We start from the raw sequence: 22,795 nt of genomic DNA on the forward strand, positions 1-22,795 counted from the left end.
GCAGGGTTGCTGCTGGCTGGGTAATCGACTGCCACCAGAGAGAAAATGCAGAAGCCTTCCGCTGTGGCGGCATCGAGACATGACCTGTGCAGCATAAGAGCCGCTAGAACCACGATCATGCGCGCTTGGTCTGGCAGGCATGTGAAGGCACTACGTCGAGGCGTTGCAATCGTTGGCCTGGCGACAAACGCTCATGCGCCACGCGCGCCGATCCGGCAAACCGACGACTGCACGCGTGCCTCCATCGACGCAGCTGCAGCGGGCCGTACGCGGATGGTGCCGATCGCCGCCAGACGATGCGCGGCCAGGAGTGCAGACACGATTCGTTTCTCGCGCCGCTGGTTCTCTGGCGACCCGATGCACCACGCACCCCATGCCGCACCCTGCGCGACTGTTTATGGGATAACTGACATGCCGCTGAGTACCACTCTTTTTACCCGCAAGGTGCGCCACGCATGATCTGGATGAGCATGATTGCGACACGCAAGATCGCGAAAAGCACGATCTCGATCGGCAAGACAGCGCTCTGGTGTCTTGCGGTGTGCCAGCTGATGCTCAACAGCGCAGCGGCGGCCACGCCGACGCGCGGCATGCGCGCATCACCCAGGTGCTGTCGCAGCTGCCAACGGTGAGCCTGCAGGATTCGGAAAAGCTGCAGAACGATCAGCTGTCGTTGCTGGCGCAGCGCCTGGTCGCGCTGGTCGCGCCGCTGCATGCACAAGATGCCGCAACCACTGCGGCGCTCGGTTTGCTCAAACCCTGGGATGGCACGGTGAGCGCCACCTCTGCTGCTGCCGCGTTGGAAGAAGTGTGGTTCAGTCGCTATCTCGGCGATGCCTACAAGGCGCTGGTGCTGCGCCCCTCCGAGGCGGCCACCTTCGGCATGCCCGATGCAGCGGTGTTGATGGATGCGCTTGAACATCCAGGCGCCGCCTTCGGCCCCGCACCGGCCGCACGCCGCGATCAGCTGCTGTTGGACTCGCTACGCAGCGCGTACCAAGCACTGGTCGAGCTGCAAGGCCCGGATCCGCAGCAATGGCAATGGGGCAAGCTGCATACCAACAAGGTCGCGCACGCGATGAGCGCGGCTGTCGGCACCGATCATGCGCTGCTGGACGTTGGCCCGTTCGCCAAGGGCGGCAGCCCGTATACGCCCAATCAGTCCAGCTACAACCCCAGCGATTTCCGCCAGACCATCGGTCCCTCCGCACGCCTGATCATCGACCTGGGCAACTGGGACAACTCGCGCGCCATGAACTACCCAGGCCAATCCGGCGACCCGGCCAGCCCGCATTACCGCGACCTCGCGCCGCTGTGGCTGCAGGGCCGCTATTTCCCGTTGGTGTATACGCGGGCGGCGGTTGATGCGGCGACGGAGCAGATCGTGGATCTGGTGCCGGCGCAAGTGCCATAGCGCAGTGCTTGAAGCGCGTATGGCATCGAAGGCGATGCAGATGTGCTGTCGCTCTGTCTTCGGTATGCATTCAATGTAATGTGTGGATTCAATACAGCACAGCACACATGCGCTTGATGAAACAAGCACGCACACACTGTGCGAGATAGCAGTACGTTTGATACAGCAGCCACATACGCATCAATTGTGTTCGTTCATTCGATCCGACATGCATGCGTTCAAGAGGCACGAGCTCCTACTACAGTTCCACGAAATCCGTCGTACCAATCCGGTTGGCGATCAATAGGATCTTGGTGGCCGCGGTAATCACTGCTGCTGCTTCCTGTGCTTCAACCTGTGTGGCATGGAAGCTGACCGGCGTGGAATCCTTTGACGTGAAAAGGCCCCAGCACCTGCGCCATCCTGGATTGAACGTGTCCAGGTTTGGAACTAGCGGTTCGATTTCGCGGGCCAGACCAAAATGCACGGCATAACCTATCCCGTGTTGATCAGATTCGGCACGTAGTGAGCGGCTCACCATGCCGATGACCTCGCCTTCACGGTTGAACACCGGCCCACCGCTCATGCCGCTTGGCCAATCGCTTTCTATTTCGAACACCGGCGTTGGGTTTGGCTGGCTAACTCCTTGTGCGTGGATCGCGACGACTCGCCCATACGCGCCGTACATCCCCTCGGTGATCAGCGCCACTTGCCTTTCGACGTCTACCTCGGATAGATCCAGCTCAGGAAAACCAATGGCAAGTACGATATCGCCGACCTTGGGCATCGAGCCTCTTGTTCGGACCGGCAAGGTCTGCGGAAGGCGGGCACCTGGACCTACCGGGGCAGGTTTCATAAGCGCTGCGTCGATTGCTGGTTGCTGAGAAGAAGCGCCGCGCAGGGTGGCCATCGGGTCGTCCTTCTCCTTCATTGGCACAACAACTTCTTCCACTGGCACGAAACAATCGTCTGGAACGTGAACTGTGCCAAACACCAGTGCATGCATGCCGAGAAAAAGGATAGGGCGGCCAGCGAGATGCTGGTGTACGAAGTCGACGACATGGTGAGCGCTCAGGAAACTTCCAAAGCCATCGACGTGGAAAGCGGTCCCCACACCGTACATTCGACCGTCGACGTGCTGGCAAAAAACGGGCACGATCGCGTTGCGAAGCCCAAAAGGATCTTGGATCTCGAAAGGTGAGAATGGTCCAGTCTTTCCGGGTGGATAATCAGTCGCGGTATGCGAAGACTTGGTGCGTGCCTCGCAGGTACTTATTGCGAAGGGCTTAAAGTCGGACATTAAAGATCCTTGCAGATTGAAAGCACAAATGGAGTCGGCGTCGTAAGGATAAAATTCGTGAAATAATGTAGGTGAAAAAAACATTGTTAGTCATGGGCTGCTGCTTCTGGATCTGCGGGCTGAATGATCCGGTGAACCTTATCGTCTCGCCAAGCCCATCTGCGATCTTCAGGCCAAGACAGCGCGGCAAGGAGAAGCCTCTCGGAGAATGCCCTTATCCTCGTCAGATCTACGCTCATAAGATCGAGGTCTGAAGTGTGTGCGGCATGGAAGAGGTCATGTCTGAACTCTGATGCTCGCTTGAGTCCGGCCGCGAAACCTTCAGCAGTCCATAGATCCGATGTCTTGACCGAATACACCTCGACGACCCTGTCGATTCTTGATGCGAGCGATGCTCGGCGCAGTTCCGGGAGCTTTTCTTGCATGTGTTTGGCGGTATCTAGAGAGATGGACTTACCTTCTGCGCAGTCGGACAGGGACTTTCGCAGTGCTTTTTGGACTTTTCTCCAGGCTGAGGATCCGATTTGCAAGCCATCTGGATCCCCAGAAACGGCATTGACGATGGTCTCCATAGCAGAAAAAGCCATAAAGTAAGCAGTTTCCAGGAAGCTGACATAGGAGTGCGATAAAAATCCGATTCCTCGATCAAGTGACTTGGACTCAGGATGGTCTTTCAGTGTTTGGACGAGAATCGAGAGGCCGCCATCTCGAAGGTTTGAGGAGTCGATAAGTTCGTTATCATTAGTCATTTCCCTGCTCTTGTGCCACTTTCGCCTATAAAAAGCGCGTTTGATTGGATTCTCTGATGTTGCTTTCCAGAGATACTCAATCTCGTATGCGTCGACCGGTTGCCTGTAACAAAGGGAAAGTGCGCTACAGATCGGGAAAATTTCTTCCAGCAATCGGTCATGCAGTGATCTCAAAGTATCGCCCACTTCAAGCTTGAACTTACCGATCAGGCGGACGCGTTGAATACGATGTACGACGTTGTCACCGAATGCCTTTCCATCCAGATAGTCGTAAGCCTCCGTCGCCTCGATTTGGCCGAGGCTTGTCTGCACGAGAATCTGCCCCTCATCTCTATGTAGTGTATTGATGTCGCCGTTACAGTGAAGCTCGATCGATCCAAAGCCGGAGAGGATCCCGCTCGGTTGTAGTTCAACCGTGAAACTCACCTCTAGAGGCTGATCGTCATCATCACGATCAATGCCAATCTCAATAGCGCCAACCTCAAGCGTCATGCCAGTGATGCTTGATCGCCATCGAGTCAGTCCAAGCAGGTTGATCGAGTCTTCACTCTCGTTTATGGCGTGTAGCTTTACTAGGTTGATGTCGATGGCCCTGGTTGCACGATATGCCTCGGCACGTTCTTCTTCGCCTCCTAGAAACAGGATCTCAACGTCAAGGGAGGTTGGATCATGCTTTTGGTAGCGGATCGAAGCAGCGAAACGCAGCGGGATGAGTTGATCCGGCTGGAGCGAAAATTGCCGTTGGATATGCACCTTTCCATCTTTACTCATCGTATTTGTCCGGTAAGTGCTGAATAGAATATTTTCATACCGCAGCTGCATGTTTCACAGCGCGTGAGGCGGTAAGTTGAATCATCTGAGTGCACTTCCATTGGGTAACCCTTACAGTGGCAATGTACGGGAAGATTCGTTGGAAGGTAGTACTCGCAAACGAATAAAAGCTATCTCACAGAAGATGCGCGGCAGCGCGGGCCCTGCACCCATTATGCCTCCGCCCGACTCTGCGGTTCTGTTTAGTAACAAGCTCGCGCGAAAGTCGCCTCGGGCATATTTTTCTATCGCAGCCTATGCCTCGCTTTTTATTGGCTGTGCCATTGCAGCTTCCGGCTGATTCCAGCCACACGCCTGAGCTATCGCAGCGCCCACTCGCCCCCCTGCCATCCGACCTATTGACTACACCTGTCGCCAGGCTTACGGTGGCGACAACTGTAGTCAGGGAGAGCGGCATGCGTGGCAAGACCATCGGGGACCAGGAGCTGGCCCTGCTGCAACACATCGAAGAACAACGGCAGGCCAGTGTCGGCGAAGTGGCGGCCGCATTCGGTGAGCCGCGTGGGCTGGCGCGCTCGACCGTGCTGACCATGATGGAGCGCTTGCGCGCCAAGGGCTTTCTGCGCCGCGAGCAGGTGGACGGCATGTACCGCTACAGCGCCACCAGCGGGCAGGACGCGGTGGTGCGCTCGGCGGTGGGGCAGTTCGTGGAAAAGACCTTGCAGGGCTCGGTGTCGCCGTTCGTGGCGTGGATGTCGCAGCGCGCCGAGGTCAGCGACAGCGAGCTGGCCGAGCTCGAAGCCCTGGTCGCCAAGCTGCAGTCGCAGCGCAAGGAGGATTGAGCATGTCGCCGATGATCGAAGCATTGCTTTGGAAACTGGGCGCCACCAGCGTGCAGACCGCCGTGCTGGCGTTGGCGGTGTGGGCGCTGTGCCGCAGCGTGCGGCGGCTGCCGGCCACCACGCAGACCTGGTTGTGGTGGCTGGTGGGAGTGCAGGCCGTGGTCGGCCTGCTGTGGAACGCGCCGCTGCAGTTGCCGGTGTTGCCTGCAGCCACGCCCACGCCTGCCTTGATTGCCGGCGACAGCCTGGCGCCGATGGTGATGGCCAATGCCACTGCATCCGGCGCCAGCGCGGTGGCCAGTGCGGGCGCGGCAGACGTGCTGCAGGGTGCAGGCGGTCCGTCCTGGGCGCTGTGGCTGGCCGCGTTATGGGTTGCCGGCGTTGCAGTGATGGCGCTCGGCACAGTGCGCGCATACCGACGCAGCCGCGCCCTGGTACGCGCTGCCGCACCGTGCACCGATCGCGCCCTGGTCGCCGCACTGCGCATGGCCGCAGAAGCGCATGGCCTGTCGCAGCCGCCGGAAATACGTCTGTCGCAGCAGATCGCCTCGCCGCAGTTGATCGGGCCCTGGCGCCCGGTCTTGCTGCTGCCCGCCGCACGCCTGCCGCACATGGCCGACGACGATCTGGATATGGCGCTGACCCATGAACTGATCCATCTGCGCCGGCGCGATCTGTGGTGGGGCTTGCTGCCGTCGCTGGCCCAGCACCTGTTCTTCTTCCACCCGCTGGTGCATCTGGCCGCGCGCGAATACGCCACTGCCCGCGAGGCCGCCTGCGATGCCGCGGTGGTCGCAGGCCACCGTCATTGCCGCCACGACTATGGCCGGCTCTTGCTGCAACTGGGCGTGGCACCGCGCCCGCACGGCGGCGTGGCCAGCGCCTCGCCGTCCTTCCTCAGCCTCAAACGGAGATTGCTCATGTTGCAGAACCCGACCTCGTTCCCGCGGTTTGGCGCGGCCTTGATCCTGGGCGCGGTGGCCATCACCGGCGTGCTGCCACTGCGCCTGGTGGCGATGCCCGCCGCGCCGGCTGTTGCTGCCGCATCAGCAGCCGCAACGGCCAAGCCAGCTGCCGGCGCGTCCAGCACAGCGGCACCGGCCACTGCCGCCGCTGCAGCCGCACCGGCAACTGCGGCAGCGAACGCCGCACCGGCAAACGCCGCCGCACCGGCTGCAGCGGCGTCATCCACCAGCCAGACCTTCACCACCACCTCCACGCACGGCCAGATCAACCTGTCGCATGACCCCGACCGTGATGCCTACGTGCTGCTGCAGGGCAACGACAGCGTCATGAATGGCTCGGTGGACGATCTCAAGCATGTGCGTCGCCTGGCCGGCAAGGATGGTCAGCTGATGTGGTTCCGCAAGGATGGCAAGCAGTACGTCGTGCGCGATCCCGACACCTTCAAGCGATTGAATGCGGTGTATGCGCCAGTCACCAAACTGGGCCAGGCGCAGGGCGCGCTGGGCGAGCGCCAGGGCAAGCTCGGCGAACAGCAGGGCGAGTTGGGCGCGCAGATGGCCGAGCTGGGTGCACGTGCTGCCGACGCGGCCGCAAAGCACGTCAATGCATCCTTGCTCGACACCGATGCACTGACACAGCAGGCCGCCGAGCGTGCGGCGCGGGAAGCAGAACGCGCAGTACGCCAGGCCGAACAGGCCATGCAGCGCAGCGGCGCCGACCAGCGGATGCAGGCGCTGGCCAGGCAGCAGGCGGCGCTCGCCACCGAGCAGGCAGATCTGGCCAGCCAGCAGGCCGCCGCCAGCGTCCGCGCCGACAAGGAAGCCCAGCGCATCATGCGCGAGGCGATCGCACAGGGGCTGGCCACACAGATCGAGGGCTGATCGCCGCAGGCCGCTGCTCGCCGGGACTGTGCAGCACGCGTAGACGACGAGCAGCTGGCGCCCTCTCGGCCGGAGGCAGTGACTGGCGTCAAACCGGTTCGGCGCCGCACGCGCCGTGCAGGCACGCGCGGCGGGCGACACACAGCGCTGGTGACTCGGTGACGCCGCGACTCGCCGATACTGCACAACAGGCGCAGACGGCGAGCAGGCAATGACGTACCGGGTGGTGGTGTTGGGGGGCTTCGGGCATTTCGGCGCGCGCATCGTGCGGGCGCTGGCGGCGACGGCGCAACTGCAGGTGATCGCGGCCGGGCGGCATCCCGGCGATGTGGCGGCCAGGTGGCCGGATGTGGCACCCGGTCGCATCGCGTGCTGTCGCCTGGATATCGACGCAAGCGATTTTGCCGCGCAACTGGCGGCCACTGCCGCCGATGCGGTGGTGCATACCGCAGGCCCGTTCCAGGGCCAGGATTACGCCGTGGCGCACACCTGCCTGCAGGCCGGCATGCACTACATCGACCTGGCCGACGGCCGCGCGTTCGTCCGCGATTTCCCCGCGGCAGTGGATGCAGCGGCAAGGCAAGCGCAGCGTGTGGCCATCAGCGGCGCCAGCACCTTGCCCGCGCTGTCGAGCGCGGTCATCGATGCCTTGCTGCCGCGTTTTTCGGCGTTGCATGGCATCCGCATGGTGATCGCGCCCGCGCAAGGCACACCGCTTGGTCTGGCCACCGTGCGTGCGGTGTTGTCGTACTGCGGCACGCCGTTCACATGGCTGCATGAGGGCCGCTGGCAAACGGTGGTGGGCTGGGCCAGACCCATGCGCGTGCAGTTCGCCCAGCTCGCGCCGCGGCTTGCGTCGCCCTGCGATGTGCCCGATCACGATCTGCTGCCCCAGCGCTATCCAGGCGTACAGAGCGTGCAGTTTCGCGCCGCGTTGGAGGTGCCGTTTCTGCAGCGCTGCCTGGCCGGTGTCGCCTGGCTGCGTCAGCACGGCGTGCCATTGCCGATGGCGCGCCTGGCCGAGGTGTTTGCACGTGCGGCACGCTGGTTTGACCGCTTCGGCACCGACCTCGGTGGCATGCGCGTGGAGCTGCGTGGCATGAGCCATCCCCAGGCTGGCGATCCCCGGCCGCTGCGACTGCAGTGGGACCTCACCGCTGCAATGCTGCACGGCCCGGAGATTCCCTGCTTTGCCGCCATCCTGCTGGTGCGCAAGCTTGCCGCAGGGCAGGCATTACCGATCGGCGCGCATGCCTGCATGGGCTTGTTGACCCTGGCCGAATTCGAGCAGGAGTTTGCGGCGTGGCAGATGGTGACCGAGCTGTTGGAAGTGCCTGTGTGAGTGCGCTGGCGCCACGGCCGATGACGGCCTGTTGTCAGGGCGTCTCCAGCATCGGAATCACGTCACGGTCCTGCGCTTCCACTGCCACCAGGCGCTGCATCAGCAGCGACAAGGTCACCACGTCCTGGTGATTGTGCTCGGCCACGCGACGCAGGTTGCGCGCGCTGCCGCCGCGCAGGTAGCTCAACCAGGCGGCCGGCGCTTCGGAGCCGGGCAGGTCGTCTTCGCGCACCACGCGCAGCAGCTGCCGTTCGATGGTGGACAGCTTGCAGTTCTCCCAGGTGCCGCGATAACGGCGCCGGGTGGGGAACAGCAGGTCCACATGGTCCAGCGCAGAGATCGGGTCGCCGCGGCGCGCCAGGCGGTAGCGCGTCTTCAACAACGGCGCGTCGTAGCAGCGGCCGTTGTAGCTGGACAGCACCGTCTGCGGCGACAGCCAGCTGCGGAACAGATCCAGCATCGCGCTTTCGGCCGCCATCGTGGACATCATCAACTGGCGCACGCGCAGCCCGCTGCCCTGCGTAGCGTCGGTGTACCAATCGGCCACGCCGATCATGAAGGCGCGCGTGCCGGTGCCGCCGGCCAGGCCGGTGGTTTCGGTATCGAAGAACAGCAGGTCCATTGGGTCCACCGCGTCCTCGCGCTTGGCGAACGCCAGCGACAGCGCCTGGCGCGGGATCGCCTGCGGCAGGAAGGCTTCGATCAGGTGCAGGCCGGGCGCGATCTCGTTGCCGGGCAGATGCCGGTCGGTGGACGCCGCGCGCACCGGCGTATGTGCCGAGACCGCGCGCTCGCGCAGGCCGATCATCTTGCGCAGGCCGGCGATATCGGTGCGTCGCTGCGGTGGCGGGTTGGATATGGATGCAGCCGGTGTCGCGCGCATCGCCGGCACGCGCACTGCCGCATCGACCGTCGCACCTGCCGGCTTGTGGCGCACATCGTGGTCCACCCAGGCAAACGCCGAGCTATCGCGCGCAGGCGCTGCAGCAACCGGTGCCTGCAGGGCGCGGCGCGTCATGGCCGGTGCTGCGGTGGGCGGGGTGCGCGGTGCACCGGCAGCCTCTGCGCTGCCGGGCTGCGTGCCTCGCACAGTCGCCTCGCGCGACAAAGCGCGTGACCCAGACGCAGCAGCACCCGGCGCAGGCTGGCGTTGCGCACGCGTGGGCATCACCGCATCGTCCTTGCGCGCCGTGGGCGTCAGCCCGCCGACCTGGCGGCGCAGCAGGCGCAAGCGTTCTGCGCTCACCCCAGGATCGCTGCCAGGCACCGGCGCTGCCAGCGCACGCATTGGCTGCGCCGCCGCAGGCATGTCACCTGCGGCACGCGTGTGCGCATCGCCTGCCACTGCATCCGCACCGACTGCATCACCCGAGGTACGCGCCGCCACTGCCGCGCGCAGCGGGTATGCATCGGCCTGCACGTCGACCGCAGCGGAAACATCCGCACCACCCACTGCATCGCCATCTGCAACTGGCGCTGGCACATCGGCATGCCCGGCCTGACGCCGCAACAAGCGCAACCGGTCCGCACTCACGCTCATGCAAGCACGTCCAGCGCCAGGTCGTCGTCCACCTGGGTGGCATGCCGCAACGGCGCATCCGCATCGAACAACAGCGCCAGCACCGTCAAGGCCAACGACTTGGGCGACTCGCCCTTGCCTTCCTCATGCGCGGCCAGCACCGGGCCCACGCAGGCCGGGCAGCCGGCGCTGCAGTCGCAACGCCGCACCAGCTCGTCGGCGCGCTGCAGCAGCTCGGCCTGGCGCAGCCACAGCGGCTCGCTCAGGCCCACCCCGCCGGGGAAGTTGTCGTACAGATACACCGTGGGCACGAAGGCCTGCTGCAATTCCACCGCGCCTTCTTCGCCCTCGTCCACGCCGCGCAGCTGTCCGCGCCCGGTCTGGTCGGCCACCGCAAACCACGCGCCGTCGCCATTGCCCACCGCTTTTTGCAGGTCGCGCGCATCGGCCATCACCGCCACCGTGGCCACCACGTGCAGCGCATAGGCCGCACCCAAGAAACCATCCAGCGCATCCTGCTTGGACGCGAACGCCTTGCCCAACGTGGCCTGCGGCAACTGCCACCACACCGCAGTGGTGTGCAGTTCCTGGTCGGGCAGATTGACCGGCCCGTAGCCGATGTTCTCGTGTGTGTAATAGCGGATCTTCTTGTAGCCGGACACGCGCCGCACCACATGCACCTCGCCGTGATGCGAGTCGCCGCGCCCGGCCACGCCGCCGTCGAAGCGGTCCAGCACCTTCAGCTTGGTGTAGTCGATGCTGTCGGTGTAGTAGTCCACATGGGTGCGCGTGACATAGGCCTTGCGGCCTTCCCAGTCCAGCCGCTCCACCTGGTACGGCGTGCTCTGCACCATGTGGATGGCGCCTTCGTACAAGGTCAGTGCCGCGGCCGAATAATCCACCTCGGCGATGATCTGCTGTTTGCCGTCGCTCTTGTCCACCACCACGAAGTTGCCGTCGGCCACCGAGCGCAGACTCACCGCATTGGCCGGGTAGCTGTCGGCGATCCACTCCCAGCGGTCGCCTTCCTGGTGGATCACTTCGCTCTCGGCCAGCGCTTCCAGGAACACCAGCGGGTCGATCGGCCCGAACGGCTCGCTGGCAATGAACGGCAGCTCGAACGCCGCGCAGCGGATGTGGTCGAACAGGATCAGCGGCTGGTCCGGCGCAATGCGCGCATGTTCGGGCGAGGCATCGGCAAAGAAATCCGGGTGCCGCACCACGTACTGGTCCAGCGGCTGCGAGCTGGCCACCAGCACGCCCAGCGCCGGTTGCTGGCGGCGCCCGGCGCGGCCGAAGCGCTGCCAGGTCGCCGCCACGCTGCCGGGGTAGCCGTTGAGGATCACCACATCCAGCGCGCCGATATCCACACCCAGCTCCAGCGCCGACGTGGACACGATGCCGTCGATATTGCCGGCGCGCATCGCGCGCTCCACCTCGCGCCGCTCGGTGGGCAGGTAGCCGCCGCGGTACGCACGGATGCGTGGCGGCTTGCGCGGGTCGTGGTCGAAGATGTCCTTCAGGTACTTGGTCAGCACCTCCACCATCAGGCGCGTCTGCGCGAACACCAGCGTCTTCAGTCCGCTCTTGATCGCGATGCGCGCAATGCGGTTGCTCTGCGAGCGTGCCGATGCGCGCAGCCCCAGGTCGGCATTGACCACCGGCGGGTTCCACAGCAGCACGTGCTTGTCGCCGGTGGGCGCGCCGGACTCGGTGATCGCATGCACCTGTTCTTCGATCAGGGCCTGCGCGTGCGCATGCGGGTTGCCGATGGTGGCCGAGCACAGGATGAACTGCGGGTTGGCGCCATAGAACGCGCAGATGCGCTTGAGCCGGCGCAGCACATTGGTGACGTGGCTGCCGAACACGCCGCGGTAGGTGTGGATCTCGTCGATCACCACATAGCGCAGGTTCTCGAAGAACTGCGCCCACTTGGTGTGATGCGGCAGGATCGCCTGGTGCAGCATGTCCGGGTTGCTCACCACGATGTCGCCATGCAGGCGGATCGCCTGGCGCGCATCGCCGGGCGTATCGCCGTCGAAGGTGAAGGCCTTCACTCCCAGCTCGCCGGCGCGGTTCAATTCCAGCAGCTCGGCCACCTGGTCCTGCGCCAGCGCCTTGGTCGGGAACAGGTACAGCGCCTTGGCCCCGGAGCTCATCGCCGCGCTCACCACCGGCAACGTGTAGCACAGCGATTTGCCCGACGCGGTGGGCGTCACGATTGCCACATGTTCGCCGCGTTGCGTGGCCGCCCAGGCATCGGCCTGGTGGCTGTAGAGCTGGCTGATGCCACGCGTGCGCAAGGCGTCGGCCAGCGCGGCCGGCACGTCGGCAGGAATCGGCGCATAACGGCCGTCGCGTCCGGGCAGGGTAAAGCTGCCGGTGATGCGGTCGTGGTAACGCCGTTCCAGGCGTTCGGTGAGCAGTGCGCCATCGCGGCTGGGCCGGCCATCGGTGGTGGCCAGCGCGCGTTCGGCGGTTTCGGTGCGGGGAGCGAGGGCAAACGGAGGCATACGGCGGCTCCCAAAGAGGGGCATGAGACAGGGGAGGTGTCTCAGGGTATGAGACCAGCGCCGAACCGGCGAGCCTGTGTCACTGAGCGGATTCAGCAAGCCGGGTATTCTGTTGCCCCCACCGCGTCACCGTTGCCTTGCACGCTGTGGCTCCCCCATCTCGAAGAACCGCCGTGCCCGTTTCCCCCAGCCTTACCGCGCCGCACTACAAGACCCGTTCCGCCCGCCGTGCCGATGTGATCGTGCATGCCGCCGGCCTGTTCCTGGCCATCGTCGGCGGCGCCTGGATGGTCTGGCGCGCGCATGCCAACCAGACCATGCTGCTGGCCACCTGCGTCTACGCGCTGGGGTTGCTGGTGATGTTCGGCTGCTCGGCGGCGTACAACTTCGCCCCGCCGCAACGCCAGCCGATGCTGCGCAAGTTCGACCACGCCGGCATTTTCGTGATGATTGCCGGCTCCTACACCCCGTTCCTGCTGGTCGCCCTCGACGGCACCTGGCGCTGGGCGATGATCCTGGGCGTGTGGGGCGTGGCCTTGTTCGGCGTGTTCGCCAAGCTGTTCCTGCCCGGCATCGCCAAGGGCTTCTGGGTGGTGATCTACCTGTTGCTGGGCTGGGCCGGCATCGTGGTGATCAAGCCGCTGCTCGCCGGCCTGGACAGCACCGTGCTGTGGCTGATCGCCGCCGGCGGCGCGTTCTACACCGTGGGTGTCACCTTCTACGTGCGCAAGTCGCTGGTCTACAACCGCGCCATCTGGCACGCCCACGTGCTGGGCGGCGCGCTCTCGCACTGGTGCGCGATCTGGTTGTGCCTGCAGCCCCTGGGTGGGATGTAGCCTCGCCCGGCACAGCCGACTTGCCCCACCCGCAGTGATACTTTAGTGTCACTGCATGCGCACAGAACTTGTCACCACGCTCAAGCGGCAGGCCACCGAGCTCCTCGCAGATGTCGAGCGCGACAAGGAGCCGATCCTGATCACCCAGCATGGCCTGCCCAGCGCATACCTGGTGGACGTCGCCAGCTATGAACGCATGCAACAGCGGATGGCGATCCTCGAAGGAATTGCCCGTGGTGAAATGGCGGTAGCCGAAGGCCGCAGCCTGAGCCACGAACAAGCCAAACAACGCCTGGCGCGATGGCTGAAATAGTCTGGTCTGAGCCGGCAGTGGCCGACCTGGACGCGATTGCCGACTACATTGCGCTTGAGGACGCTGCCGCCGCAGCGGCACTGGTGAGACGGGTGTTTGCGCATGTCGAGCAATTGGCCGAACACCCGGAGAGTGGAAGCCGGCCGCAGGAGCTCAAGCGCTCCCGCTACCGTCAAATCGTCGAGCCACCTTGCCGCGTGTTCTACCGTGTGGACGGGCAACGCGTTGTCGTGGTTCACGTGATGCGCTCGGAGCGGTTACTTCGGAAGAATCGTCTTTCGCGCTGACAGGCGCGTCTATCTTCCAACTGCATCGCATTGCACACGCGTTGCGGCGCATGCGCCCACACCGCGCGCAGGCACGGCTTACAGCGCCACCCGCTCAATTAAAAAGCGGCTCACACCCTCACAGCTTGGTCTTCATCACCGCCTCGAAGGCCGCATCCGGCGCGATGCTGTCGGAGAGCACGACCACCGAATGCAGCGTGCCCTTTGCCTGCACGTTGTATTCAAAGCCCACCGGCTTGCCGCCGCGGCTGAACACCTCGATCTCGCTGTACTCGCCGAGCCGGCCTTCATAACTCTCGCGCTCCAGCCCGTGCTCCCTGGCAAAGGTGCCGGCGGCGCTGCGTGCACCCTCCCACACCGCGTCCTCGTAGCTCATCGGCTGCAGCAGGCTGATCATGTGGGTCGCGCAGGCGTTGGTGCTGGTGACGCCATAGCCATCGACCTCGCCCAGCAACGGGATCTTGCGGACATCGCGTTTGGGCGTGGCGGTGACGGTGCAGCCAAGCTGCTGCAGCTCGGCAAGGGTGAAGTGCTCGGACTCCGGGCGCGGCGCGCTGGGGGTGGCCGTGCCACCGTTGCAGGCAGACAGCAGGCCCAGACAGGCGAGCGGCAGGAAGCGGCGTAGGGAAACGTGCGACAACGGTGACGTCCTTGTAGTGGGTGGAAGAGCGGCGCGGCTGTCCTCGACATCGGTGCGCAACATGACGCCAACGCGTCACGCAGTCGCCCAGGTCGAGGCAGCCAGGGCGCGCGAGGGTAGCGCGCCAGGCGTCAACGCATGCTGAGAACCATCCACCACGCCGCCGCGCTCATTCCGGCATCACCATGCGGATCGCGCGTGTGCCGATCTCTGCACCGGTGACTGCGTCGATGGCGACCGGCTGCAGCTCGGTGCCGGTTTCCGCATCCAGAAAACGCAGCAGCTTGCCCTCGCCACGGTGTTTGCTGCCCCACGCACCGATCATGAACAGCACCGGCAGGTAATCGCGCCCTGCCTGGGTCAGCACGTACTCCTCGCGCGGTGGGCGGGTGGAATACAGGCGCTTTTCCAGCAGCCGCTCCTCGGTCAGCGTCGCCAGCCGCTTGGTCAGCATGGTCGGGGCAATCCCCAGGCTCTGCCGGAACTGATCGAAGCGGGTCAGCCCGGAATTGGCGTCACGCAGGATCAGCATCGTCCACGCATCGCCCAGGAAGGTCAGGCTGCGCGCGATCGGGCACAGGCTGTCCGACGACGTTTTTGAGTTCATATCATTTCCGTATTGACTCACTATCAAATCGATACTAGCATGCGGCGCATGGGCCGTCCAACCGTGCGTATCAGGCAGGTGACGGGCGCCCAGGCCGCGGCGGCAACCGCAGCATCTATCTGCATCAACGCACACCGCAATGTAGGTCAGCGTCAGGCATCGCGTAGCTGCACGCCGATGGCTGGCGATGTTTCTCCACCTTCCCTAAACCGCATTCCTTCAGAGACACCACGATGAAAAAGACAGTGCTGATCACCGGCGCATCCTCAGGGTTTGGCCTGTTGCTGGCCACCAACCTGCACAAGCAAGGCTTCAACGTCATCGGCACCAGCCGCGAGCCGGAAAAGCACCAGGCCAAGCTGCCGTTCAAGCTGCTGCGCCTGGATATCGACGATGACGCCTCGATCCAGTCGTTTGCCACAACGCTGTTTCAATCGGTCGACCGCCTGGATGTGCTGGTCAACAACGCCGGTTACATGGTCACCGGTATCGCCGAAGAAACCGCCATCGACGTGGGCCGCCAGCAGTTCGAAACCAACTTCTGGGGCACGGTCAAAACCACCAATGCGCTGCTGCCGTATTTCCGCAAGCAACGGAGCGGGCAGATCATCACCGTCAGCTCCATCGTGGCGCTGATCGGGCCGCCGAACCTGTCGTATTACGCGGCCTCCAAGCATGCGGTGCAGGGGTATTTCAAATCGCTGCGGTTCGAACTTGCCCAGTTCAATATCAAGGTCAACATGGTGGAGCCGGTCTGGTTCAAGACCAATCTGGGCCACAACGCAGTGCCTGCCGCCGGCAACACCATTGCCGACTACAACGCTTACCGCACGCAGGCCAACGCGGCGACCCAGAAGGGAATCGACACCGCAGAAGCACCGGATGCCGTGGTGGACACCATCCAGAAGCTGATCCAGGCCAAGGACCCCAAGTTCAGCAACCCGGTCGGAAAGATGACCGGCATGATCCTGTTCCTGCAGAGTTACCTGCCAAAGATGTTTGAAGGCGCGATTTTCAAAAGCATCAAAACAGCCTGAGTGCTGTGCGTTACATGCAGCGCCAAACCAGCTGCTGATTCAATCAAGTAAACCGCGCAAAACCCCGTGTTATCACCCGATCAACGGCTTTGCTAAAGCCGTGACGCATCCCCTTTGCCACGAGTACACGAGAATGAAAGCGTATTTCTGCAAATTCATCCCGCCGCGCGCGGACTTTCTGGCCACCATGTCGGATCAGCAAAAAGCCCTGATGCAGCAGCATGCCGCGTTTCTCGACCAGCGCCTGGCCGAGGGAATCCTGCTGGCGCATGGCCCGGTCATCGATGAAACCGGCGGCTTTGGTCTATCGCTGTATCAGATTGCCGACGACCAGGACATTGCCGCCATCACCGCACAAGACCCGATCATCAAACACGGCGTCGGGCAGTATGCGCATTACCCCATGCTGCATTTGAAGGCGCGCGGATAAAACGCCGCGCTGCATATGGCACGCTCAAATCGTCATCGCAGCAGCGCGTTGCGGTGACGAGCGCGCCGCGCATGCAGCAAGCAATGCCAGGCAAAGGCGTGCTGCGCTCAGGCCACGCTGTCAGTTGCCTGCCGCCCGAACGGGGCGGGCGAGCGCTCTCACCGCACCGGCACCCGCACGCTGGCGCCCAAACCCTGCGTGGGAAACGCCGCTTCCACCGGCGCACGCCGCTGCACCCACATGTCGCCCATCATCCGGTCCAGCCCGCGGTCCAGGCCGGTGACCAGCCCCGCGCCCGGGGTAAAGGTCAGCTCGCCGAAATAGACCTGCCCGTGCTGGATGTACCAGTCCACGCGTACGTAATCGAAGTCGCTTGCCAGCAGCTTGCTCAGCTCCAGCGCCTGTTCCAGCAGCGCCGGCGTGCAGGGTGGTGCGCGCCCGTCGTCGCGGATGCGGTGAAAGGCCTCGTGCAGGTTGCCGACAAAGAAGGTCATGCCCAACTTCGGCGTGTCGAAGCGCCCGTAGATCACCTGCAGTACGTACTGAAAACTGCCGTCCGCCTGCCGGAACATGTGGAACTTGTAGTCCACCGGCACCTGCTGCGCATCGCCGATGTACTGCTCCACCAAAATGCGCGGCGGAATATCGCGGTAATGGATCTCGCGCACCTTGTCGGAGAAGTCGGTACGCAGCCATTGGCCGCAGCGCTCGATGATGCGGCGCTTCTGCTGCGCGTCCGGCTCATCGCGCACCACCTCCACCATCGCCGCGCCATGGTTGGCCTTGATCACGGTCTGCCGCCACTGCGGCAGGCGCAGCAGCTCCTGCGGGTCGGTGCTGTCCAGCAGCAGCGGGATCAGGTGCGCCTCGCCGATCCTGGCCGCCACATACGGGCGCACCGCAAACTTGTCCGCCAGCCGCCGGTACAGCGGGTAATCGCCGTGCACGCACTTGCGGTAGAGGATCTTCTCGTTGAAGCACTTGGGCGCGTACAGATCCGGCAGCCGGCCGAAGGTGTGCAGGTAGTACAGCCGGTCCTGGTGCCGCCAGGGCAGGGTGCGCAGCAGGCCGCGCGCGCCCTTGCGCAGCAGGCGCTTGAGGCCGGCCACGTCGGTGCCCGTGGGCGTGGCGCGGCCGTCGCCCGGAGACGTCGTCAACACCGGCAGTAGCGCAGCCCACGGCTGACCTGCCCCACCGTGCGCGCCCAGCGGCTGCGCCTGCAGCCCCATCCCGTTGTCGGCCATCGCCAGATCCCTCGTCCGTAGTGAAGTGAGACTTGCATCACATTCGAGTGTGATGTGTGTCACGGTATACGGAAAGACGCAGACCAGGGTTGCGAATCGTCTCAAGCGACCCGATTGCGCAAAGATCGCGTCGCTTTGGGCATACAGGCCGGCGCCCGGGCCCGCGCTAGCGCCCGCTTTTGTGCGCCGCGCAAACCTGCGCAGGCCAGGGCCTGCGACCGGCCGCCTGGCGCGTGCGGCACCAGCAACCGGCACAACGCCGCGCCGGGTGCGCCCGCCCGGGCTGCGGGGCAGGCGCGCAATGGCGCACGCATGCCCCGCCACCTGGGCGGCAGTGCGTGGGAGCAAATGCCGGCGCGGCCGGCAAGGGGAGGCAGTCGCATCGCAGGCCGGCATCGCGCAACATCACGCACCGGCACTGCAGCCCGCAACGGATGGCCCATGCACGTCACCAAACTCCTGTCCCTGGCAGCGCTGTGCCTTTCGCTTGCCGCCTGCGCAGACACAGACCAAGCCGCACAAGCCGATAAGGCGCCCACATCGGCGCAGGCAGCAGCCAGCCCCGCCACCGCAGATGGCAACGCCGCCGCACTGCCGCCCGCCCAGGCGGCCAATAGCAGGCCGCCTTCGGTCAGCCAGCAGGCAAGGCGCTATCTCTGCCCGCAGGGCCCCAATGCCTGCCCGGCCGGTGGGCCGTTGATCGCCAACTCCGATGCAGAGGCGCAGTGGCTGCTGCGCCACGGCTACCCGACGGAACACGAACTGGCCCGCTTGGAAACCCTGACGCTGGACCAGCTCAAGGCCGAGTCGCAGGCAGGCAACCAGGCCGCAACGGTGATCTACGGCAAAAAGACCGCACTGGCGGGCCGTTTTTATCAGGGCATCGGCATCCTGCGGCGGGCCGCAGTGGCGGGGAATCTGTATGCGTACTACGGGTTGTCGGACGTATACGTCAGCGACACCGCAAACAAGAACCTGGTCGACAGCCTGGCCTACCTGCGCCTGGCCTATCTGCTGGGCGATGCAAAAGCCTCGGCCGTCATCGCATCGCGTGGCCTGAGCAGTGTTGAAAACGTCGTTGCCGACGAGCGCGCCGCCTCACTGCACAAGACGTTTTCCAAGTACCAGCGCCCCTCGCCACGGCCGCTGGAATAACGCCGGGCGATCAGCCTCCCACATTCAACTGCGGAATCTTGGCAAACGCCTCGGCAATAAAATCCATGAACACGATCGCCCGCTTCGGCACCAGCCGGTTGGCCGCATACAGGATGTGCATGGGCACCGCAGGTGCGGAGAATGCGCCCAGCACGATCTGCAGCTGCCCGGCCTTGAGCCCCTGCTCGAACAACCACTCCGGCCCCTGCCCGATGCCCAGGCCCGCACTTACCGACTCGCGCGCGGCCTCCGGCGAATTGACCCGGATCCGGCCGGACACCGGCACCTCCACATCCTTGAAACGCCACGTCGCCCCGGAGGCCAGCAGGGTGTACAGCACGCAATCGTGCTGGCGCAGGTCCTCGGGCACGCGGGGCACGCCGCGCTCGGCAAGATAGGCGTTGCTTGCCACGCACACGCGCTTGAACGCGCCGATCCGCCGTGCGCGCAGCGCGCTGTTTTCCAGATGACCGATGCGGATGGCGAGTTCCGCGCCCTCGTCGAGCAGATTGACGAAGCGGTCGTTGATCTGCAGATCCAGCTCCAGGCCCGGAAAGCGCCGTAAAAACTCCGGCACCAGCGGCATCACATAGTGGTGCGACAAGGCCGTGGGGCAGGCCACCCGCAGCAAGCCGGACGGTTGCACGTTGTCGTGCAGCGCCATCTCCGACTCGCCCACCGCATCCAGGATGCGGCGCACCTCCGCGTAGTAGCGCTCGCCCTCCGGCGTCAGCACCAGCTTGCGGGTGGAGCGGTTGAGCAGCCGCGTGTGCAGGTGCTCTTCCAGCGCCGCCACGTGGCGGCTGACATTGGGCTGGCCCAGGCCCAGGTCGCGCCCGGCCGCAGAAAAGCTGCCGGTTTCCACCGCACGCGCAAAGCAGGTCATCAGCAGAAACCGGTCCATTTCCCACCCTCATTCATGCGCATACCGCATGAATGGTATGTGCCGGCGCGGTCTTCCGCCACATTCGGCATGAGCGCACGCTGCACCGCATCGAAGGCCAGCCACATGCGGCGGGCCTGCCAACTCCCAGGAGCACCCATGTCCCGTCTAGCAGGCAAACGCACCCTCATCACCGGCGGCACCAGCGGTATCGGCCTGGAGACCGCACGCCAGTTTCTGGCCGAAGGCGCCCGCGTCATCGTCACCGGCAACAACCCCGAGTCCATCGCTAATGCCAAGGCCGCGCTGGGTGCCGAGGTGCTGGTGCTGCGCGCCGATTCGGCCAGCGTCGCCGCGCAGCAGCAGTTGGCGCAGGCGGTGCAGGCGCATTACGGCCAGCTCGACATCGCCTTCCTCAATGCCGGCGTGTCGGTGTGGGCACCGATCGAAGACTGGACCGAGCAGGCCTTCGACGCCTCCTTCGCCATCAACGTCAAAGGCCCGTACTTCCTCATGCAGGCGCTGCTGCCGGTGTTCGCCAACCCCGCCGCGGTGGTGCTCAACACCTCCATCAACGCGCATGTGGGCGCGGCCCGCTCATCGGTGTATGCGGCCACCAAGGCGGCGTTCCTGAGCATGACCAAGACCCTCTCCAGCGAACTGCTGGCGCGCGGCATCCGCCTCAACGCGGTCAGCCCCGGCCCGGTGGAAACCCCGCTGTACGACAAGCTCGGCATCCCCGACGCATACCGCGACCAGGTCAACCAGGACATCGCCGCCACCATCCCGCTCGGCCGCTTCGGCACTCCCGATGAAGTGGCCAAGGCCGTGCTGTACCTGGCCTCGGACGAATCCCGCTGGACGGTGGGCTCGGAACTCATCGTCGACGGCGGCCGCACGCTCAACGGCTGAGTGTTTCGAAGGCAGTGGCAGGCGAACGGCCACGCCCACACCCTTCAAGCGCGACACCGAGCGCTGCAGTGTGCGTCCACGTTGCGGCGCAAGTGCAGCGACTCAATAATGCGCACGCCCTCTTCAGCGGATGACACGTGCGCGCTTTATTCGTCTATGCCGCTGTCCCCGCGATCCTGCTAACGGCGGTGGCAACCGCCCACGCAGCCCCTGCCGCTGAGTTATGCGAGGTCTTGCGCGCCTTTGTCGGTGCAGTACAGCCGGGCCAGACACGCAGTTTTGCGTTCCACACCTCGTGGGGAACCAACTTCAAGCATGCGCAAGAGCAGGCGCTTTCCGCCAAACGGTGTGAGCACGGTAGCGACCCCGCCGCGCAGGCGGTTTGTGCCTACCTGATGCAGCATGGGCAAACAGAGCTTGCAGACGCCACGGTAATGGACTCGGTGGCCTGCCTATCGAGCGGCACCACATTTGATAGCAGCCTGAGACTGCATCACGCCGAGCTGTCCTTTCGTCATGAGGCCATCAACGCAGGCGCGACGGTCACAGTCACCTTTGGCGATGAGGCGGAACAGGGCGGCAGGGTGTTTCGACTTCAGGCAGAAGGCGACTAGGCGCCGCCCTACATTTGCTCAGAGGCGCAACGCGCGTCGAGATACCAAGCAACCGCTCACTAACCGCGCGTGCGGTTGCGTCATGCGGCTGTGGAAGGTCCGCATCCGGGCACGTGCTACCGGCGCAACACGCCGGCATGCCGCGTCAATGAATCTGCAACGCCGCAATCTTGCCGCCCACCAGCTGGAACACATGCTCCAGCTGAAGCGGGCTCTGCGGGAAATCGCCAGACACCTGCGCGGTGACACTCACTTGCTCGCCTTGGGTGTGCACGCCAACCGGCACCGCACGATACGGCGTGGTGGCCTGCGCCTGTGCCAGCCAGGCAGCAATGGCGGCAGCGCCACGGTGCTGGCGGTGCTCGTCGTGCACCACCGCATCGTCGGCCAGGTGCGGCAGCAGCACCGCGGCATCGCCGGCATTGCTGGCAGTAAAAAAGCAGGCAATGGCGTTGGGCAGGGCAAGCGACATGGCGGCGGTCCGGTAGAAACGGTATGCCATGATCAGCAGCGGCATCACCTGCCGCAAGAACGCACGCAAAGGTAAGTCACGCACCCATGGGAAAGCCGCACACCCCGGACACCGCCGCGTGCGATGTCGAAGCCCTGCTCAAACTCATCGAAGGCCGCTGGAAACTGCTGCTGCTGTTCCACCTGTTCGACGGCAAGGTGCAGCGCTACTCGGACCTGGAGCGGCTGATTCCCGCCATCTCGCAGAAGATGCTGGCCCAACAGCTGCGCCAGCTAGAACGCGACGGCCTGGTGCTGCGCACCGTCTACGCGCAGGTACCGCCGCAGGTGGATTACCGCCTGACGCCGTGGGGCCAGGCCCTGTGCCCTGCGCTGGATGCAATGCTCACCTGGGGCCAAGCGCGGCAGCCGTTGCCCGACACGTCGTCGCAGTAAACGCTTTGCGCACTGCTGTGCACGCGGACCTTAAAACATCAGGCACACAGCACCGCCCATATCGCCAGATAACTGGCCCAGATAACACAGCGGCGGTCTTGCAGACTCTGCCGTCTCGCGCGCTGCAACCAGACTTGTACGGCCAACATAATCGGCCTAGTTTCGCCTCGCTACCATTCGGGTGGTGAGGCGGTCACAAGCATGGCGACCAACGAAAAAACCGGCCCTAAAGCGGCCCAGGCCGCAAGCAAGCCTGCGGGCGGAGGTGGAGTATGCGTTTCGGGTGATCAAGCGCCAGTTTGGCTACGTCAAGGCGTGCTATCGCGGCTTGGCGAAGAACACCGCACACGTGGTGACCTTGTTTCCGCTGTCAAATCTACGGATGAAGCGAATGCACTTACTGCCTGCGATGGGGAGCATGCGCCTGTAACACAGCGATTCCCCACGGACCACGCAGGGAATGACGCGAAATCCAAAACCCCGAACGCGACACCTCGGGAAAATGCCACATCCTCGTTGTCAGATTTCGTTGATCAGAGCATCTCTAAGGCCATGTGCGACAAGTTCTAAGCCGATAGTAGCTTCCCCGATGCCGCTCACCATACAGGCACAGGGCCCGAGCGGACACATGCAGTGAGATAGCTGTCTCAACCAG

General features: G+C 64.3%; 21 protein-coding genes and 2 pseudogenes. 14 read left to right on the plus strand and 9 right to left on the minus strand.

All coding sequences use genetic code 11. The features are described from left to right. Positions 1-580 precede the first annotated feature (580 nt). Positions 581-1,414, plus strand: a pseudogene (locus DGN21_RS00195) (penicillin acylase family protein); the annotation flags it as partial. Positions 1,415-1,652: 238 nt separating this feature from the next. Here DGN21_RS00195 and DGN21_RS00200 read toward each other — a convergent pair. Further along, a complete protein-coding gene (locus DGN21_RS00200) occupies positions 1,653-2,693 on the minus strand; it encodes a serine protease (RefSeq protein WP_160955042.1) in 1,041 nt (346 codons plus the stop codon). An 86-nt stretch (positions 2,694-2,779) separates the two neighbouring features. Then, positions 2,780-4,213, minus strand: coding sequence for a hypothetical protein (locus tag DGN21_RS00205; protein ID WP_160955041.1), 1,434 nt, complete (start codon positions 4,211-4,213; stop codon positions 2,780-2,782). A gap of 455 nt (positions 4,214-4,668) precedes the next feature. Here DGN21_RS00205 and DGN21_RS00210 point away from each other — a divergent pair, with 455 nt between their 5' ends. The 3 genes from DGN21_RS00210 to DGN21_RS00220 all read left to right on the plus strand — a co-directional run bounded on the left by DGN21_RS00210 (position 4,669) and on the right by DGN21_RS00220 (position 8,244). Then, the gene (locus tag DGN21_RS00210; RefSeq protein ID WP_046346133.1) at positions 4,669-5,055 is read left to right on the plus strand and encodes a BlaI/MecI/CopY family transcriptional regulator; all 387 of its coding nucleotides are present in this window, start codon (positions 4,669-4,671) and stop codon (positions 5,053-5,055) included. 2 nt (positions 5,056-5,057) lie between these two features. Next, on the plus strand, positions 5,058-6,902 hold the full coding sequence (locus tag DGN21_RS00215) for a M56 family metallopeptidase (protein WP_160955040.1): 1,845 nt from the start codon (positions 5,058-5,060) through the stop codon (positions 6,900-6,902). 211 nt (positions 6,903-7,113) lie between these two features. Then, complete coding sequence (locus DGN21_RS00220) at positions 7,114-8,244, plus strand: saccharopine dehydrogenase NADP-binding domain-containing protein (protein ID WP_160955039.1); 1,131 nt, start codon at positions 7,114-7,116, stop codon at positions 8,242-8,244. A gap of 34 nt (positions 8,245-8,278) precedes the next feature. Here DGN21_RS00220 and DGN21_RS00225 read toward each other — a convergent pair whose 3' ends face one another. Beyond that, positions 8,279-9,784 carry a ribonuclease H-like domain-containing protein gene (locus DGN21_RS00225; RefSeq protein ID WP_160955038.1) on the minus strand — a complete coding sequence of 502 codons (1,506 nt, stop codon included), beginning with the start codon at positions 9,782-9,784 and terminating at the stop codon, positions 8,279-8,281. Continuing rightward, a complete protein-coding gene (locus DGN21_RS00230; protein WP_215825055.1) occupies positions 9,781-12,276 on the minus strand; it encodes a DEAD/DEAH box helicase in 2,496 nt (831 codons plus the stop codon). Before DGN21_RS00230 ends, DGN21_RS00225 begins: the two co-directional genes overlap by 4 nt. Before the next feature lie 173 nt (positions 12,277-12,449). Here DGN21_RS00230 and DGN21_RS00235 point away from each other — a divergent pair, with 173 nt between their 5' ends. From DGN21_RS00235 to DGN21_RS00245, 3 genes are read left to right on the plus strand one after another with little or no spacing between them, the layout of a single operon-like run. Next, the gene (locus DGN21_RS00235; protein WP_024940062.1) at positions 12,450-13,112 is read left to right on the plus strand and encodes a hemolysin III family protein; all 663 of its coding nucleotides are present in this window, start codon (positions 12,450-12,452) and stop codon (positions 13,110-13,112) included. A 55-nt stretch (positions 13,113-13,167) separates the two neighbouring features. Next, positions 13,168-13,425, plus strand: coding sequence for a type II toxin-antitoxin system Phd/YefM family antitoxin (locus tag DGN21_RS00240; protein WP_016902922.1), 258 nt, complete (start codon positions 13,168-13,170; stop codon positions 13,423-13,425). After that, complete coding sequence (locus DGN21_RS00245) at positions 13,413-13,712, plus strand: type II toxin-antitoxin system RelE/ParE family toxin (protein ID WP_016902923.1); 300 nt, start codon at positions 13,413-13,415, stop codon at positions 13,710-13,712. Before DGN21_RS00240 ends, DGN21_RS00245 begins: the two co-directional genes overlap by 13 nt. Before the next feature lie 118 nt (positions 13,713-13,830). Here the strand turns inward: DGN21_RS00245 and DGN21_RS00250 are convergent, their stop codons facing one another. Further along, a complete protein-coding gene (locus tag DGN21_RS00250) occupies positions 13,831-14,352 on the minus strand; it encodes a hypothetical protein (protein ID WP_024940060.1) in 522 nt (173 codons plus the stop codon). Positions 14,353-14,521: 169 nt separating this feature from the next. Beyond that, complete coding sequence (locus DGN21_RS00255) at positions 14,522-14,959, minus strand: helix-turn-helix domain-containing protein (protein WP_046345220.1); 438 nt, start codon at positions 14,957-14,959, stop codon at positions 14,522-14,524. A gap of 233 nt (positions 14,960-15,192) precedes the next feature. Between DGN21_RS00255 and DGN21_RS00260 the strand changes: the two genes are divergently transcribed. Further along, positions 15,193-15,996, plus strand: a complete 804-nt coding sequence (locus tag DGN21_RS00260; RefSeq protein ID WP_039518026.1) for an SDR family NAD(P)-dependent oxidoreductase — start codon at positions 15,193-15,195, stop codon at positions 15,994-15,996. Between the two features lie 133 nt (positions 15,997-16,129). Continuing rightward, positions 16,130-16,426 carry a YciI family protein gene (locus DGN21_RS00265; protein ID WP_215825056.1) on the plus strand — a complete coding sequence of 99 codons (297 nt, stop codon included), beginning with the start codon at positions 16,130-16,132 and terminating at the stop codon, positions 16,424-16,426. 158 nt (positions 16,427-16,584) lie between these two features. On the opposite strand, the gene DGN21_RS00270 is transcribed toward DGN21_RS00265, so the two are convergent. Beyond that, positions 16,585-17,655 carry an ATP-grasp fold amidoligase family protein gene (locus DGN21_RS00270; protein WP_215825221.1) on the minus strand — a complete coding sequence of 357 codons (1,071 nt, stop codon included), beginning with the start codon at positions 17,653-17,655 and terminating at the stop codon, positions 16,585-16,587. Positions 17,656-18,111: 456 nt separating this feature from the next. On the opposite strand from DGN21_RS00270, the gene DGN21_RS00275 reads away from it, so the two are divergent. Further along, a complete protein-coding gene (locus tag DGN21_RS00275; protein ID WP_215825222.1) occupies positions 18,112-18,825 on the plus strand; it encodes a hypothetical protein in 714 nt (237 codons plus the stop codon). 10 nt (positions 18,826-18,835) lie between these two features. Here the strand turns inward: DGN21_RS00275 and DGN21_RS00280 are convergent, their stop codons facing one another. Next, positions 18,836-19,729 (minus strand): LysR family transcriptional regulator, encoded by an 894-nt coding sequence (locus DGN21_RS00280; RefSeq protein ID WP_065046361.1) that lies wholly within the window; start codon positions 19,727-19,729, stop codon positions 18,836-18,838. A gap of 138 nt (positions 19,730-19,867) precedes the next feature. On the opposite strand from DGN21_RS00280, the gene DGN21_RS00285 reads away from it, so the two are divergent. Continuing rightward, positions 19,868-20,620: an SDR family oxidoreductase gene (locus DGN21_RS00285; RefSeq protein WP_215825057.1), complete on the plus strand. Its 753-nt coding sequence runs from the start codon at positions 19,868-19,870 to the stop codon at positions 20,618-20,620. 137 nt (positions 20,621-20,757) lie between these two features. Further along, the gene (locus tag DGN21_RS00290) at positions 20,758-21,234 is read left to right on the plus strand and encodes a hypothetical protein (protein WP_252374675.1); all 477 of its coding nucleotides are present in this window, start codon (positions 20,758-20,760) and stop codon (positions 21,232-21,234) included. 145 nt (positions 21,235-21,379) lie between these two features. Here DGN21_RS00290 and DGN21_RS00295 read toward each other — a convergent pair whose 3' ends face one another. Next, entirely contained in the window at positions 21,380-21,706 is a 327-nt protein-coding gene (locus tag DGN21_RS00295) for a nuclear transport factor 2 family protein (RefSeq protein ID WP_215825058.1), read from the minus strand. Between the two features lie 86 nt (positions 21,707-21,792). Here DGN21_RS00295 and DGN21_RS00300 point away from each other — a divergent pair, with 86 nt between their 5' ends. Both DGN21_RS00300 and DGN21_RS00305 read left to right on the plus strand, forming a co-directional pair. Next, complete coding sequence (locus DGN21_RS00300; protein WP_054591763.1) at positions 21,793-22,140, plus strand: helix-turn-helix domain-containing protein; 348 nt, start codon at positions 21,793-21,795, stop codon at positions 22,138-22,140. Between the two features lie 244 nt (positions 22,141-22,384). Then, positions 22,385-22,570, plus strand: a pseudogene (locus DGN21_RS00305) (transposase); the annotation flags it as partial. Positions 22,571-22,795 lie beyond the last annotated feature (225 nt).

The sequence above is a fragment of the Xanthomonas sp. MLO165 genome, from assembly GCF_018831305.1.
In the GTDB taxonomy this organism is placed as follows: Bacteria; Pseudomonadota; Gammaproteobacteria; order Xanthomonadales; family Xanthomonadaceae; genus Xanthomonas; species Xanthomonas arboricola.